The 13922-nt window shown below is 58.2% G+C and carries 12 protein-coding genes and 1 tRNA gene; 7 read left to right on the top strand and 6 right to left on the bottom strand.

The annotated features are described in order from the left end of the window. Positions 1-49: 49 nt before the first annotated feature. Complete coding sequence (locus tag UM93_RS08315) at positions 50-3118, top strand: UPF0182 family membrane protein (protein ID WP_045074946.1); 3069 nt, start codon at positions 50-52, stop codon at positions 3116-3118. A gap of 168 nt (positions 3119-3286) precedes the next feature. Continuing rightward, positions 3287-3360: transfer RNA gene (locus UM93_RS08310), tRNA-Met, on the top strand. A 210-nt stretch (positions 3361-3570) separates the two neighbouring features. On the opposite strand, the gene UM93_RS08305 is transcribed toward UM93_RS08310, so the two are convergent. After that, positions 3571-4281 carry a PhzF family phenazine biosynthesis protein gene (locus tag UM93_RS08305; RefSeq protein ID WP_045074945.1) on the bottom strand — a complete coding sequence of 237 codons (711 nt, stop codon included), beginning with the start codon at positions 4279-4281 and terminating at the stop codon, positions 3571-3573. 148 nt (positions 4282-4429) lie between these two features. Here UM93_RS08305 and UM93_RS17930 point away from each other — a divergent pair, with 148 nt between their 5' ends. Together UM93_RS17930 and UM93_RS08295 are read left to right on the top strand one after the other, a co-directional pair. Then, complete coding sequence (locus tag UM93_RS17930) at positions 4430-5545, top strand: nucleotidyltransferase family protein (protein ID WP_234399409.1); 1116 nt, start codon at positions 4430-4432, stop codon at positions 5543-5545. A 108-nt stretch (positions 5546-5653) separates the two neighbouring features. Then, positions 5654-5983: an NIPSNAP family protein gene (locus UM93_RS08295; RefSeq protein WP_045074943.1), complete on the top strand. Its 330-nt coding sequence runs from the start codon at positions 5654-5656 to the stop codon at positions 5981-5983. 90 nt (positions 5984-6073) lie between these two features. Here UM93_RS08295 and UM93_RS08290 read toward each other — a convergent pair whose 3' ends face one another. Continuing rightward, positions 6074-6340 (bottom strand): hypothetical protein, encoded by a 267-nt coding sequence (locus UM93_RS08290; RefSeq protein ID WP_045074942.1) that lies wholly within the window; start codon positions 6338-6340, stop codon positions 6074-6076. Positions 6341-6582: 242 nt separating this feature from the next. On the opposite strand from UM93_RS08290, the gene UM93_RS08285 reads away from it, so the two are divergent. Further along, the gene (locus UM93_RS08285) at positions 6583-6993 is read left to right on the top strand and encodes a GNAT family N-acetyltransferase (RefSeq protein WP_045074940.1); all 411 of its coding nucleotides are present in this window, start codon (positions 6583-6585) and stop codon (positions 6991-6993) included. A 62-nt stretch (positions 6994-7055) separates the two neighbouring features. Here the strand turns inward: UM93_RS08285 and UM93_RS08280 are convergent, their stop codons facing one another. Continuing rightward, positions 7056-8486, bottom strand: a complete 1431-nt coding sequence (locus UM93_RS08280) for a cryptochrome/photolyase family protein (RefSeq protein WP_045074939.1) — start codon at positions 8484-8486, stop codon at positions 7056-7058. Between the two features lie 122 nt (positions 8487-8608). On the opposite strand from UM93_RS08280, the gene UM93_RS08275 reads away from it, so the two are divergent. Further along, positions 8609-9799 carry an SGNH/GDSL hydrolase family protein gene (locus tag UM93_RS08275; protein ID WP_045074937.1) on the top strand — a complete coding sequence of 397 codons (1191 nt, stop codon included), beginning with the start codon at positions 8609-8611 and terminating at the stop codon, positions 9797-9799. On the opposite strand, the gene UM93_RS08270 is transcribed toward UM93_RS08275, so the two are convergent. Then, complete coding sequence (locus UM93_RS08270; RefSeq protein ID WP_045074935.1) at positions 9786-10535, bottom strand: YidC/Oxa1 family membrane protein insertase; 750 nt, start codon at positions 10533-10535, stop codon at positions 9786-9788. The two genes, UM93_RS08275 and UM93_RS08270, sit on opposite strands and share 14 nt — an antisense overlap. Before the next feature lie 105 nt (positions 10536-10640). Continuing rightward, positions 10641-11081 (bottom strand): hypothetical protein, encoded by a 441-nt coding sequence (locus UM93_RS08265; RefSeq protein WP_045074934.1) that lies wholly within the window; start codon positions 11079-11081, stop codon positions 10641-10643. A 107-nt stretch (positions 11082-11188) separates the two neighbouring features. Between UM93_RS08265 and UM93_RS08260 the strand changes: the two genes are divergently transcribed. Then, positions 11189-12904, top strand: a complete 1716-nt coding sequence (locus UM93_RS08260) for a S8 family serine peptidase (protein WP_045074933.1) — start codon at positions 11189-11191, stop codon at positions 12902-12904. Positions 12905-12998: 94 nt separating this feature from the next. Here UM93_RS08260 and UM93_RS08255 read toward each other — a convergent pair whose 3' ends face one another. Then, positions 12999-13817 carry a PspA/IM30 family protein gene (locus UM93_RS08255; protein ID WP_045077103.1) on the bottom strand — a complete coding sequence of 273 codons (819 nt, stop codon included), beginning with the start codon at positions 13815-13817 and terminating at the stop codon, positions 12999-13001. Positions 13818-13922 lie beyond the last annotated feature (105 nt).

The raw sequence follows: 13922 nt of genomic DNA, 5'->3' as shown, positions 1-13922 counted from the left end.
TAACCAGACTTTTCTTTGAATCACCCATCAGCGACGACAGAGGTTCACTGTGACATCCGGCCAAAGTACATCCGCACCCCGGCGGCGGCGTGGCGCCCTGCTGCCCACCCTGATCATTTTGGTGTTGGCGGTGATTGCTTTTGTGTTCTTCGCGAACGTCTACACCGAAATTCTCTGGTTCAACCAGCTAGGCTTCCAAGACGTTTTCTGGAAGACCAATATCGCCAAGGGGCTGATTTTCCTCGCCGCCTTCGTGCTGATGTTCGCCGCTGTCTATGCCTCGATTCGGATTGCTTACCGAGCCCGGCCCGTCTATGCACCGGATAACGAGGCGGAGAGCAATCTGAGCCGCTACCAGGTGCAGCTTGAACCGGTTCGCAAGGTAGTGATGATCGGTGTGCCACTGGTCTTTGCGCTTTTTGCCGGGGTAGCGGCCCTGGGACAGTGGCAGAAAGTCCTATTGTTCTTCTTCCAGAAGCCCTTCGGCCAAACCGACCCTCAGTTCGGCCTGGACATCGCCTTTTACACCAACTCCTTGCCGTTCTTAGGTTTCCTCTCCGGCTTCCTAATCTCGCTGGTGGTGATTTCCGGCATCGTCGGATTGCTCACTCACTACCTCTATGGTGCGATCCGGATCCAGGAACGCGGGCTTTTCGCCTCAAGGGCTGCCCAAGTACAACTTGCCGTGACAGCAGGTATTTTCTTGATTCTGCTCGGCCTGAATTTCTGGTTGGATCGTTACGGCACTCTGCAGGACAATGGCGGCTTACAAGCCGGCGCGATGTACACCGACGTGAATGCGGTGATTCCGACCAAGGCGATTTTGGCGATCGCTGCGGCCATTGTGGCGGTGCTCTTCATTCTCAGCGCCATCATTGGCCGCTGGCGTTTGCCGGTGATCGGCACTGCAATGCTGATTATCACCGCCATCGTGGCGGGTGGCATTTACCCCTGGGCTATTCAGCAATTCCAGGTGGTGCCCTCGCAGCAGAACCTGGAAAACCAATATATCCAGCGCAATATTGATATGACTCGTTCTGCCTACGGTTTGAGTGATGTCGAGGTGATTCCTTACAAGGCCACCACTACGGCAACACCGGGCGCACTGCGCAAGGACGCCACCACGGCGGCGAACATCCGTTTGCTCGATCCTAATTTGGTTTCCACCACCTTCCAGCAGCTCGAGCAGTACCGCGCTTACTATGGCTTCCCGAAGACGCTGAACGTGGATCGTTACACGATTGACGGTAAGGTGCAGGACACCGTGATTGCGCTGCGCGAACTCAACCCAGGCGGCATCCCGGCGGCGCAGCAGACCTGGGTAAATAAGCACCTGGTGTACACCCACGGTTACGGCGTAGTGGCGGCCTATGGAAACACCGCAACCGCCGATGGCAAGCCGGTCTTCCTGCAGTCTGGGGTGCCGTCAAATGGCAAACTAGGCACCGATTCCAGTTACCAGCCGCGAATTTACTTTGGTCAGAACACCACCGATTACTCAATTGTGGGAGCGCCGGAGGGAGCTAAAGCCGTCGAGCTGGACCGTCCGCAGGTGGGCGATGACAATTCGAATACGCTGAACACCTTTGACGGCAATGGTGGCCCTGATGTTGGCAACTGGTTCAACCGCCTACTGTACTCGCTCAAGTTCCAGTCAACCGATTTGCTGCTCAGCGACAGCGTGAATTCGGAATCCCAGATTCTTTACGATCGCACTCCGGTACAACGAGTGCAGAAGGTCGCACCGTACCTGACCATTGACGGTAATCCTTACCCGGCTGTGGTCGATGGCAAAGTGAAGTGGATCGTCGATGGTTACACCACCTCGAACGCTTACCCGTACTCACAGCAGCAGGCACTGGACTCGGCGACCACCGACTCCTTGACCGCTCGCACCGGCTCGGGCGCACTAGGTTCGGGCTCGATCAACTACATCCGTAACTCGGTCAAGGCAACAGTGGACGCCTACGACGGTTCGGTCACTCTATATGCCTGGGACGATAAGGATCCGATCCTGAAAACTTGGGAAAGCATCTACCCAGCAACAGTGAAGCCGATCGCCGCAATGTCGGGTGATCTAATCAGCCATGTACGCTACCCGGAAGATCTCTTCAAGGTGCAACGTGAGTTGCTGGGCCGTTACCATGTCACCGACGCTGGCGAGTTCTATCAGAACAACGATGCCTGGAGCGTCCCTAATGATCCGGTAGAAGCTTCCAGCGCGGTCAAGCAGCCGCCGTACTATCTTTCCTTGCAGATGCCGGGTCAGGACAAACCGGCCTTCTCGCTGACCTCCAACTTTATTCCGCAGACCGCACCCGGCGCGGATGCTAGAAACGTGCTCTACGGCTATCTAGCGGCCGACGCCGACGCCGGTAATAAGGACGGTGTAAAAGCCGATTCTTACGGCAAGCTGAGGCTGCTCTCGCTACCCACCGATACCTTAGTTCCGGCACCGGGGCAGGTTTTCAACCGATTCGTTTCCGATCCGAATATCTCGGCTTCGCTGAACATCTTGAAGCTCGGCCAGTCGCAATTGAAGAACGGTAACTTGCTGACTCTCCCGGTTGGCGGCGGCCTGCTTTATGTGCAGCCGGTTTACGTGCAGTCAACTGGTGAGGGCAGCTACCCGACGCTACAACGTGTGCTGGTAGCTTTTGGCGATAAGATCGCTTTCGCACCGACCTTGGACGCGGCTTTGGATCAGCTCTTCGGCGGTGATTCTGGGGCGAGCGCGGGGGATAAGGGCAATGGCACAAAGCCAGGCACGGGTACCGGCACAGGCTCAACGCCGACTCCGGGTGAGAACCCGACTGCACGGGCGGCGCTGACCAAGGCGTTGCAGGACGCTAGCCAAGCGATCAAGGATGGTCAGGCAGCGCTCGCTAAGGGTGACTTTGCTAGCTATGGCACTGCGCAGAAGAAGCTCAGTGACGCGCTCGCCGCCGCATTGGCAGCTGAAGGCAAATTGGGTGCTGATACCAGCACGCCGTCTTCGACGGCCTCGCCGAGCAGCAGCGCCGTTCCCTCGGCCTCGCCCAGCGGTTCGGCCAGCAGTGCGCCGACAGCTGGCAGCTCGGATCCCTCGAGCTCAGCTAGTCCGACTAAGACACCGTAGTTCGTGACAAATTGCGGGAGGGCCGGTTTCAGCAGAAACCGGCCCTCCCGTTTTTGGTCGTCAGGCATCGACATTGCCGGTTAGGAAGCCGTAGCCCAGGGTGTCCGAGGGGGGCTGAAGCCCCCGATTTGGTTCTGGGGAGCCGAGCCAGTAAAGTAGATAAAGCGCCGCGGGGTGGAGCAGTTCGGTAGCTCGCCGGGCTCATAACCCGGAGGTCACAGGTTCAAATCCTGTCCCCGCAACGAAAGTTGCACTGTGTGAGTGCGCACAAAGTGGTCCTGATCAGCGGAAATGCTGATCAGGACCACTTTGTTTAATGCTTACTAGCCTCTGTTTTCAGACGTCAGCCCTGCTTGTTACCTGGGATCTTAAACGACTGCACCACTTTGCCCCGTCTATCTGGTGCCAGCAATATGGTGGCACCACTTTGGTCGCTCAAAATAGTGCAGCTGTTAAGGGCTGCTGCGGAGCCTGGCGAGTTCTTCGCTCAGCAATCCGTCGAAGTCGGGAGGTGTGCTGCTGAGGGTCACTCTTCCGCTGAGTGCCACTGTTCCAGCTGCCGTCGGGAAGGCCTCAATAATCGATCCGAGCCCTTGCCGTACGGTGATTTTTCGGCCTAGTTGATCGGCCAGGCAACTTGCTGCGGAACCGGTGGCTTCGTCTTCGGGGGTGCCGCTGATTGAGGTGAATGCCCTGGCTCTAATCCGCCCAGAGCCCTCATCGAGCCAGCACCACACATAGTCGTGGCGATCCTCACCTGCTGAGCTGGCTCGGTCGACCTCCGCTAGATTGGCGAGCTGGATGAGTCGCCAGGGCGCAGACCAGCTGGCCGGCGCGAAGACGCTGGCGGTTGCGTGATCGGCCTCAGTCCGCACCGTCCCGGCGTCCGTTTCCAAGCTGGACGCCGAAGAGCCACGCTGCTTCAAGAGCCAAGCCGTGCCGACCGTTGGATGACCGGCAAAGCCGATTTTTCGTCGTGGGGTAAAAATCCGCACTCGACCGGTACGAGGCTCATCGATGAATACGGTCTCACTGGTCTGGAAGGCTGTCGCCAGCGACTGGCACAGTGCATCAGGCCACCCTGCTGTATCGAACAGCACCGTGAGCGGATTGCCGTAATCATTGTGTTGATCCACGAAGACCCTGAGTGTCTGAATCATCATTGAACATTCTAAGTCGCCAGCGCAGAAACAGTTGAGTGAGCCCTTGACGGCAGTGATTTTGGTGAACGAGGGTCAGCCGAGGCGATCGGAGTTACGTTTTGCTTAAGTACTGACGGCTGACAACATGGGGAGATGACAAGATGGGGAGATGCTTTCTCGCCTTCCTCTTAACGCACAGTTGACCGAACTCGAGGTCGTTTTGCGACAGAACCGGCATATTCCCGAGGTGCTCGGCAGGCTGGCCTCATTACGGCTACCGGGCTGGTATCTCACGGCTGGCTGCCTATTCCAGACAATTTGGAATGTGCAGACTGGCCGTGCTGCCGATGCCGGTATCAAGGATTACGACATCTTTTATTTTGACGATTCGGATCTGAGCTGGCAGGCGGAGAACGCGGTCATTGAAGAAATTGCCGCACTCTTCGCAGATCTGGACATTGAGGTGGAGGTTCGTAATGAGGCCAGAGTGCATCTTTGGTATGAACAAAAATTTGGCGTCCCGCTAGCCCCGCTGAGCTCAGCCGAGGAGGCGATCGATAACTTCGCGGCAACCACCTGCTGCCTGGGGGTTCGCAGCGATCGGGATGATGTGTGGCAGGTGTATGCACCACACGGCCTCTCCGATATCTTCAATTTGGTGATCCGCCCCAATCCGGTATTGGCGCCTGAGTCGGTATATCGTGCCAAAACAGCGCGCTGGCTCGAGGAGTGGCCCCAGCTCACAGTAATGGCCTGGCCTCGCCCTGAAAGTTATACTCGATCGATGGAATACCAACTGCGACAAGCTACCCCCGCAGACGCCGAAGCTGTGGTGCTGATGCACACCCAGGTGCATGAACAGTGCTACGGGCACGTCTTGTCTGAGGAGTTCTTTGCGGCGCGACGCCGCTCGGTCCCGGAACGGACCGAGCAACGACGAGTAGGGCTCGACACCACCGATCCCCGTATTATTGCGCTGGACGCAGATCAGCGGATTATTGGTTTCGCGGATGCCGGGCCAGCTCGTGATGAGGAGCTGGCAGGCGAACTAGAGCTATATTCCATCTATGTGCTGGAAGAGGCTCATGGCACCGGCCTGGGCAAGGCTTTGCTGGATGCAGCGATCGGTCAGCAGGCCGCCTACCTTTGGGTACTTCAGGACAATCCGCGGGCGCAAGCCTTTTATCGGAAGAACGGCTTCCAGCCCGACGGAGCGGCGGCGACATTACCGGAGAGCTGGGCATCGCTTCCCGAAATACGGATGCATCGGAGCCAGCAAGCTTAGCCACGACTCGCTCACCGGCTCACCCGGTCGCTCACCATGATCGGCAATGAGTCCGGAAACTTTCAATTGGCACTCTGTTCGGATGCCCAGTGGTATTAGCTTGACCCCATGATCATAGAGATAAGAACTTACCGTTTAGTGCCTGGTAGCTCGGCGGAGTTTCTGCGTATCTTGACCGAGGAAGCAAAACCAATGATTCAGGACGCCGGCATTCAGGTAGTCGATTGCGGGTTATCTGCTGTTCAGGACGAAGGCAACGAAGAGGGATATCTGATTCGGGCTTTCGATTCCCTTGAGCACCGCACACTTCAAGAAGACGCTTTTTACTCGAGCGCCAGCTGGTTGGAGGGACCTCGCGCCGAATTCCTCTCACATATCGAGCAGTATCACACGATTGTGCTGGAAGCCTCCGTCGATGCGGTGCAGGCGCTGAGCTAGCCGAGGGCCCTGGCAGTGCAGAGACAGCAGCGGGCCCGTCAAGAACTCTTGACGGGCCCGCTGTCGCAAACCTGGGTGATCCTTGTAGATCTAGGTCATATTGTAGGTCAGTACCCAGCGGCCAACAGCGTTGCCGAAATAGCAAGGCTGGCAATGAGCGCCGAGGTTGGTCAGTTCATACCACCTGGAGTTGCAAGCACCGGAGGTATTGAAATACTCAGTTTGAGTTACGCCAACGACCTCAGGTGCTGGGGCGATGGGGGCGGCCTGGGCGGCGCCGCTGCCAGCCAGGAGTCCACCAATCACCAGGGCCGATGCTGCTGAGACCCTTAAAGTTTTTTGAATTGCTTTGCGCATTCCTTGTTCCCCGATAGTGTTTTTGGGTCCCCTTAATGGTGACCAACGACACAGTTAGGCTAGCAGCCAGGAGCCTAAATGTCGAGATTCGGAGCGCTCTGCCGACCCGCTCACTTCCTTGAATTTTAGGGCATTTTTGACCTAAATAGGTCAGAGTGCCTGCCGGGTTGCAGTCCGCAATGAACATAAAAGGGGCCAATCAATGATTGCTATCTCAGGCACCCCGAAATAGCTTCGAATTTATGAATTATCTGATCAGCGATGACCGAAAATTAATCGATTTAGATGCGGTCTGGCGGTTCCTCTCTACCGAGGCCTATTGGGGACGGCAGCGCAGCAAGACCGAGGTGAAACTCCAGATAACTAACGCCTGGAGGCTGGTTGGTGCTTATCGGGAAGACACCAGGGAGCTGGTCGGCTTTGCCCGTGCGGTCTCGGACGGGGTCAACTTCGGCTATCTGGCAGACGTCTTCGTCCTTCCGGAACATCGTGCGGCAGGACTGGGGCAAAAACTAGTGGCCAAAATGATCGATGAGGGCCCGGGAGCTAAGTTCAGGTGGGTGCTGTTCACCGCCGACGCGCACGGACTCTATCGTAAATTTGGTTTTGCTGAGCCGGATCAGAGCGCCTTGGTGCGGCCTGCCACAGATTGAGCAAAGAGTTGAACTTCGCTCAGTAGAACCGGGCCGAGCCAGTCCGAGCAAAGGGAAGGAGATCAGCCTGGAGCGTCGCTGCCCCGCATGGCGTCGTAGGCTGCCAGCGCGCGCTGCCGGGAGGCCGCCAACTCGACGATGGGCACGGGGTAGCTCGCCTCCTGCTCGGTACTTTCGTCCAGCTGGGGTTGAGCTTTCCACGGCTCGTGGATGAGCTTACTGTCGAATTCAGCCAGTTCGGGGAGGAAACGTCGCAAGTAGCTGCCCTCGGCGTCGAATTTCTTGGACTGGGTCACCGGGTTGAAAATCCGGAAGTAAGGCGAGGCGTCCGCCCCCGAACCGGCCACCCACTGCCAGTTCGCCGGATTATTCGCCGCATCGGCGTCGACCAGGGTGTCCCAAAACCATTTCTCTCCGACACGCCAATCGATCAGCAAATTCTTCACCAGGAAGCTCGCCACAATCATCCGTACCCGGTTGTGCATCCAGCCGCTCTGCCATAGCTGACGCATTCCAGCATCGACCATCGGATAACCGGTGCGGCCCTGCTGCCAGGCTCGCAATTCGGATTCGGAACTGGGCTGCCATGCAAAGTTGTCGAACTCTGGCCGATAGTTCTGGCTGGCCAAGTCCGGATGGTGGTAGAGCAAATGCCAGCAGAACTCTCGCCAACCAATCTCGCTGATGAAGACGCGGGAGTCTTCGTGGGCAACAGCTGCCGTCCGCCGGAGTGCGTGCCAGACCTGGAATGGACTAAGCTCTCCGAAACGCAGATGGGGGCTTAGCCGACTGGTAGCCTCAATTCCGGGGTTGTCGCGCTCGACGGCGTACCCCTCAGCGTGACGGTCAAGGAAATCTTCGAGTCCTTGTGTCGCCCCGGTCTCGCCGGGCGTCCATTGCTCGGCCAGGCCGCCCGACCAGTCGGGACGAGTCGGCAACAATTCCCAGCGCTCCAAGGCCTCGCCCTTGACGCCACTGACCCCCTGTACAGTAGCCGGAGCCGCTAAGGGCTGACGCGGCTCTGGCTGCTCAAGGCAGGCGCGCCAGAAGGGGGTGAAAACCTTGTAATGCCCGCCGCTGCCAGTTTTTAGCTGCCAGGGCTCAAACAGCAGGTTCGCTTGGAAGCTTTCCGCGGTCAGACCGGCCTCTCGTAATGAAGATTTCAGCTCAGCGTCTACCGCTCGCTCGGGGCCACCGTAGCGGCGATTCCAGAAAACCGCGTCGATATCGTGCTCATCGATCAGCTCCGGAATGATCTCTGCGGCCTGTCCTCGACGCAGCACCAATTGGGCGCCGAGCTGTTGAAAAGAATCAGCCAACTCCCGCAGCGAATGATGCAACCACCAGCGCGCGGCTCCGCCTAGGGGACGGATACCGGCTGAATCGTCTTCCAAGATGTACAGCGGTAAAACCTCACCGCGCTCACAGGCCGCACGTAGTGCCGGATTATCTGCAACTCGTAAATCATCACGAAGCCAGAGTAAGGAGCGCATTTTCCGAATCTACCGTGAATTCACCCCCACTGTTTACTCTGTGCTTACTTCCCGGTAGGCTCCGGCGAATAGTTTTGCTCTGAAAACAGAAGTCAGTTCAAGGAAGAATAGGCCGGTCTCAGATGACAAAGAACTCAGTCGCGCGCACCCTGGCGCTGCTAGCCATAACAGCAACCCTTTCGTTGCCCCTCGCGGTGCCCGCGCAAGCCGCCGTCCCGGCCGGAGCTGACTGGTCGGTGAGCCTCGGCGACTCCTACATCTCCGGCGAGGGCGGCCGCTGGGCGGGTAACTCCTCACAAGCCAGCCAGGTCGATGCGCTAGGAGCCAGCGCTTATTGGGACGCCGGAAACGCCGAGAGCATCGAACGCTGCCATCGCTCCGGCTCGGCAGAAATCAAGATCACCAGCAATACCTTGAACCTCGCCTGTTCTGGTGCAATCACCTCGACATCGACCAGCTCAAAGGGCTATTTCAAGCCGGGGCTTGATTTCTACAATGATGGTAAGGGCAATATTGGCCAAGCCCTCGCCTTACAGAACTTTGCCACCAGCCACAAGGTCAAACTCGTCGCTGTCTCCATTGGCGGCAACGATCTGAACTTTGCCGATGTGGTGACCAGCTGCGTGACTAACTTTCTCACCTCCTTCTCCTGGGTGCCCAAGTACTGCAAGGACGACAGCACGGTGAAGGCCAACTTCACCAGCGCCAATCTGGCTACCGTTGCCGGGAAGATCGCGGGCGCGCTGAAGAATGTCGGCACCGCGATGAGCAATGCCGGTTACAGCGCCACGGACTATCGGATTGTGCTGCAAAACTACCCGCAGCCTCTACCGACCAGCTCGAACATCGCTTACTCCCAGTCCGGCTATAGCCGACAAAGTACTTACGGCTGTGGCTTCTGGGATAAGGATCTGGACTGGGCAGCGCAGAGCGCGCTGCCGGCGATCAACGCCACCGTGCAGTCCGGCCTGAATCAGTCCGGACTGAGTAATGCCAAACTTCTCGATGTCTCCGGACTCTTCGCCGGGCACACACTCTGCCAGAGCGGGACGAAGAAGCTCAATGACTCCGGACTGACCGACTGGCAGAGCGCCGGAGCGGTCGATCAAAGCGAGTGGATCAATGAGATTCGCACCGTCAGCACGGCGCTCAGCGACTACTACATTCAAGAGTCGCTGCACCCCAACTATTGGGGTCAGCTGGCGCTACGCAACTGCCTCCGGCAGGCCTATCAGGCCGGCACCGGGGGCAGCTGCAGCTACGCCGGAACCGGCCTGACCAGCATCGGAGAGCCTAAGGTCACACTGCACTGACTTTGGCAGCGCGGTCCAGCCAGCGAGCTAATACCACTCGCTCCAGTGCTGTCCAAAGCGTCGTGCAAGCCAGATAGATGGCAGCTGCCAAGGGCACGAAGAGCGCAGTGAGCAGCGTGAGATAGGGCAACCATTGCAGCAATCCACTGATTCTTGCCGGTGCGCTGGCGCTGAGCTGTTGCTGCTTAGCTCGACGTCGATTGAACTCGGCAACCGCAGCAATGATGCCGAGTACGACAAGAAAAATTCCGAGTGCTGGCCAGAGCCCTAGTGGATTGTTCGCTAGATGCAATAGTGACTGCCCGAGCGGGGCGCCAAGGAAACTTGTGCTGAGCAGCGCATTGCTATGGCCGGCGATCTGGTTGAGCACAAAGAGTCCATAGACCACCATGAGCACTGGAGCCTGAAGTAACGCCGGTCCGATGCCGGCGAACATCGAGACACCTTCAGCCTTATAGAGGGCTAGCGTTTTCTCACTGAGCTGGCTCGGATTCTTGCGGTATTTCTTTTGCAGTGCGGCGAGTTGTGGGGCAATTCTGCGGCGCCCCAGCTCTCCGCGCAGCTGAGAGACACCGACCGGGATGAGTAACAGGCGGATCAGCGCGGTGAGCAGCACGATGGCCAGGCCAGCTGAGGCTACTCCGCCTAGAGGCTGTAGCGCGCTGCTGAGCCAGTGCAGGAACTGGTAGCCGAGTTCTAGCGCCCAGGCAAGGGGCGCGAAGTCATAGATATTCATTTTTTTCCTCGCTAAATGATGGTGAGTGCCGAGAGATCCGGCGTGATCATTGAGCGCAGCGAGGAAGCTACTGAATATGTTCTGGCATTTTGTCTTAGCTTCCCGCTACGCAGCGCGGCAGGAAGCGGGCGCTCGCGGTCCGGGACGCCCGGAGAGCAGCGGGTCGTCGGCGACTCGGAAACGTTCCGGTCCCGGATAATCGGTGCGCGCCAGTCGCACAGCGGCAGGGCGTGCCGCAGAGCTGATCAGCACGAAGCTCAAAGCGCTGCTGAGGGCGGCGACGGTGGCAGTGGCAATTAATGCCGCGGACAAGTTTTGTTGCCCGAGCAGCGGCACCATCAGGAGTGAAAGCCCCAGTGGCAGGAGCAGGGTCAGAACGGCAACAAACCCTCGACGTTGGACACCCAACGTCATCTTGTTCTGTTGCGCTGTGTTGTATTGCGCTGTGTTTCGTTGCGCAATGCTGCGGCTCGCAGTGTTCCAGGACCCCACGTTTTTAGCGTAGCCAAGGGAATTCTTGGTAGCTAGCTTGTTCGCCGTGAGCACACCGGCAAACTGTCAGCTTTTTCCCGGGGTTTTTTCGGATAAGGCCCCCTATGCTGCTCTGAACCGGTTAAGTGAACCGTGATCCGTCGTTTGAAGAGGGAGTACTAATGCATTCTTACTGGAAATCTCGGGGCGTACGTCAGCTGGCAGCTGCGCTAGCCACCGGAGCGGTAGTGCTGGCGGCTGGGATGACCCCGGCGATGGCCGCTGGACCGCAACAGCCTGCCGGCTCACCACAGGCACTTTCATCACTGATGAAGTCGGTACTCAATCAGGCCGAAAATCAGCTGCGCAGCCGGACACCGGAAGCCGTGGGCGGCGTCATCGTCCCGGTGGAAATTTCCACCTCACCCGGAAAGCTCAACACCGTGAAGTCAGCCCTGATCAAGGCGGGTTTGACTGATGTTGAGGTGCTCGCCCAAGGCGCATTGCCAACTATCTACGGCAAGGTCAGTACCAGTAACCTGGCAAAGTTCACCGGCATCTCAGATATTCGCAGAATCAGTCCGGCGAACTGGGGCTCCTTTACCGACGCTGGCACGGTGCAATCTCAGGGCGACGCAGTGGTCAATGCTCCCGCGGCACGTACCGGAACGAGCAGTCAACCCGGGGTAACCGGTGCCGGGGTCAAAGTGGGAGTGATTTCGGACTCGATCAACCGAGTCGGTCAAGGCGTGGCGGGTTCACAGGCGACGGGTGACTTGCCCGCAAGCGTCGACGTGCTGACCGATGGTTCGGTCGGTTCCAGTGATGAAGGTCTGGCAATGTCTGAGATCATCTATGACGAAGCCCCCGGAGTCACCGAGATGGCTTTCTCAAGCGCGACTTCGCAGAAAAAGGCTCAAGCTATCAGCCAGTTGGTGAACGCGGGAGCCAAGGTGATTGCGGACGATATCTACGACATCACGGCTCCGGTCTATCAGAATGGCCCGGAAGCAATCGCCGTCAAGAACGCGGTGGCCTCGGGTGTCACTTATTTCTCTTCCGCAGGTAACCGAGGCTCAAAGTCGGCTTGGGAACAGGCTTCGGCTTTTGTTGCGGACGCCAGTAGCGGGATTGAGTATCAGAACTTCGGCAATGGCGTGACCAGCAAGAAGATCGCCACCATCGCCGCTTCGGGCACTCAGTATTTCGATTTCCAGTGGCAGGAAGCATGGGGGCACGCCAGCTCCGATCTTAACGTCCAGCTGGTCGACAGCACCGGCAAGGTGTTGACGCAGTCTAGCGATGACAATATTGCCTCGGGAATTCCGCAGGAAGATCTGTCCTACAAAAATACTTCCAGCTCGGCGAAGGACGTCTACCTGCGAGTGATCCACAAGGCTGGCACCACCCCCGCAGTCTTCCGGATCCGCTCCAACGGCAACCTCACCGCGGGCCTGGGGAACGTCACCACGGTCAACGCTGGAGCAAGCTCATCAGGAGCATCGCTACCGGTGGCGGCGTCGAACTGGTCGACCCCGACCGTCCCCGAGAGCTATTCTTCACGAGGCGCGGTGACTCACTACTTCGATGACGACGGCGCTGTTCTTGCGCAGCCCTGGGTAATGCCCGGGCCGGCCGTGATGGCGCCCGACTGCGTGGCAACCACCGTTCAGGGCTTCAGCTCCTTCTGTGGCACCAGCGCGGCAGCACCAGCCGCGGCAGGGGTAGCGGCACTGGCCATTTCTGCGGTTCCGACGACAACGCCGACAAAGATCCGCGCTGCCATCGCTAGCGGCAATGCCACCGTGGCGGCTGCCGCTGGGTATGGCGCCGATACTGTTGGCAGCGGCCTGATTCAGGCCGATAAACTCATTGCTCAGCTGAAGAGCGCTGGCTAGTCGAGCGGCTGCCCATTCAGCCGATGGACTGAGGGCTTAAAGCTGAAAGGGTGGTTCCGGGACATCCCGGAACCACCCTTTCAGCTTGTCTGGCTTAGAGAGACTTGAAGTCGTCCTCATTGACTGCCGGTGTTGCTGCCGGAGCGGCTGCTGCCGGGTTCGCTGCCGGAGCAGCCTGCGAAGCATTGATCGCAGCGGGGGAGCCGCCGGTCTTCAACGCCGCAAGTCGAGCCTCAACCTCGGTCTGCTCGCCCAGATCCTCAAGGCTATTGAACTGGGCGTCCAGACTGGAGGAAGCCAGTTCCTGCTGGCCACGGACCTTGGCCTCTTCGCGACGAATCTTGTCCTCGAAGCGGCTGACTTCGCTGGTTGGGTCCAGGATATTGATGCTGCCAATAGCGTCGTTGACTTGGGACTGTGCCTGCGCGGTCTTGGAGCGGGCAACCAGTTCGTTTCGCTTGGAGGACAGCTCGTTGAGCTTGCCCTTCATCTGGTTCAGGCCGTTCTTCAGCTGCTCGACGACGGCTTCCTGCGACTGGATATTGGGCTCTGCCGATTTAGCTTCGTTCTCCGAGGTGATCTGTCGCTGCAGAGCCACCTTGGCCAGATTGTCGAACTTCTGTGCATCGGCGGCATTGCCAGCAGTGCGGTACTCATCGGCCTTGCGGCTAGCGGCGAGTGCCTTATTTCCCCAGTCCTGGGCGTTCTTGATGTCTTCGTTGTAATCGTCCTGCAGCATCCGCAGGTTACCGATAGTCTGCGCAACCGCCGACTCAGCCTCGGCGATGTTATTGGTGTAATCACGAACCATCTGATCGAGCATCTTCTGCGGATCTTCGGCCTGATCAAGCAGCGCGTTGATATTGGCCTTGGCCAGCTGTCCGATGCGGCCAAAGATTGACTGCTTTACCATCGTGGTACCTTTCGTCCTGCTATTGATGAACAATCTCACCATCCCCATGGATGGAGTTCTGTTGTAGGTAGATTCTCAAAGTTCTACCGTCTTGGCTAGAGCTAA

The organism is Psychromicrobium lacuslunae (assembly GCF_000950575.1).
GTDB classification, from domain to species: Bacteria; Actinomycetota; Actinomycetes; order Actinomycetales; family Micrococcaceae; genus Renibacterium; species Renibacterium lacuslunae.
This window is presented reverse-complemented; position numbering and strand designations above follow the sequence as displayed.

Coding starts and splice junctions, on each gene's coding strand:
- UM93_RS08290 (WP_045074942.1), bottom strand. CDS start 6,340: ATGCGCAAAGCAATTCAAAAAACTTTAAGGGTCTCAGCAGCATCGGCC.
- UM93_RS08260 (WP_045074933.1), top strand. CDS start 11,189: ATGCATTCTTACTGGAAATCTCGGGGCGTACGTCAGCTGGCAGCTGCG.
- UM93_RS08305 (WP_045074945.1), bottom strand. CDS start 4,281: ATGATGATTCAGACACTCAGGGTCTTCGTGGATCAACACAATGATTAC.
- UM93_RS08295 (WP_045074943.1), top strand. CDS start 5,654: ATGATCATAGAGATAAGAACTTACCGTTTAGTGCCTGGTAGCTCGGCG.
- UM93_RS08255 (WP_045077103.1), bottom strand. CDS start 13,817: ATGGTAAAGCAGTCAATCTTTGGCCGCATCGGACAGCTGGCCAAGGCC.
- UM93_RS08270 (WP_045074935.1), bottom strand. CDS start 10,535: ATGAATATCTATGACTTCGCGCCCCTTGCCTGGGCGCTAGAACTCGGC.
- UM93_RS08280 (WP_045074939.1), bottom strand. CDS start 8,486: ATGCGCTCCTTACTCTGGCTTCGTGATGATTTACGAGTTGCAGATAAT.
- UM93_RS08285 (WP_045074940.1), top strand. CDS start 6,583: ATGAATTATCTGATCAGCGATGACCGAAAATTAATCGATTTAGATGCG.
- UM93_RS08275 (WP_045074937.1), top strand. CDS start 8,609: ATGACAAAGAACTCAGTCGCGCGCACCCTGGCGCTGCTAGCCATAACA.
- UM93_RS17930 (WP_234399409.1), top strand. CDS start 4,430: ATGCTTTCTCGCCTTCCTCTTAACGCACAGTTGACCGAACTCGAGGTC.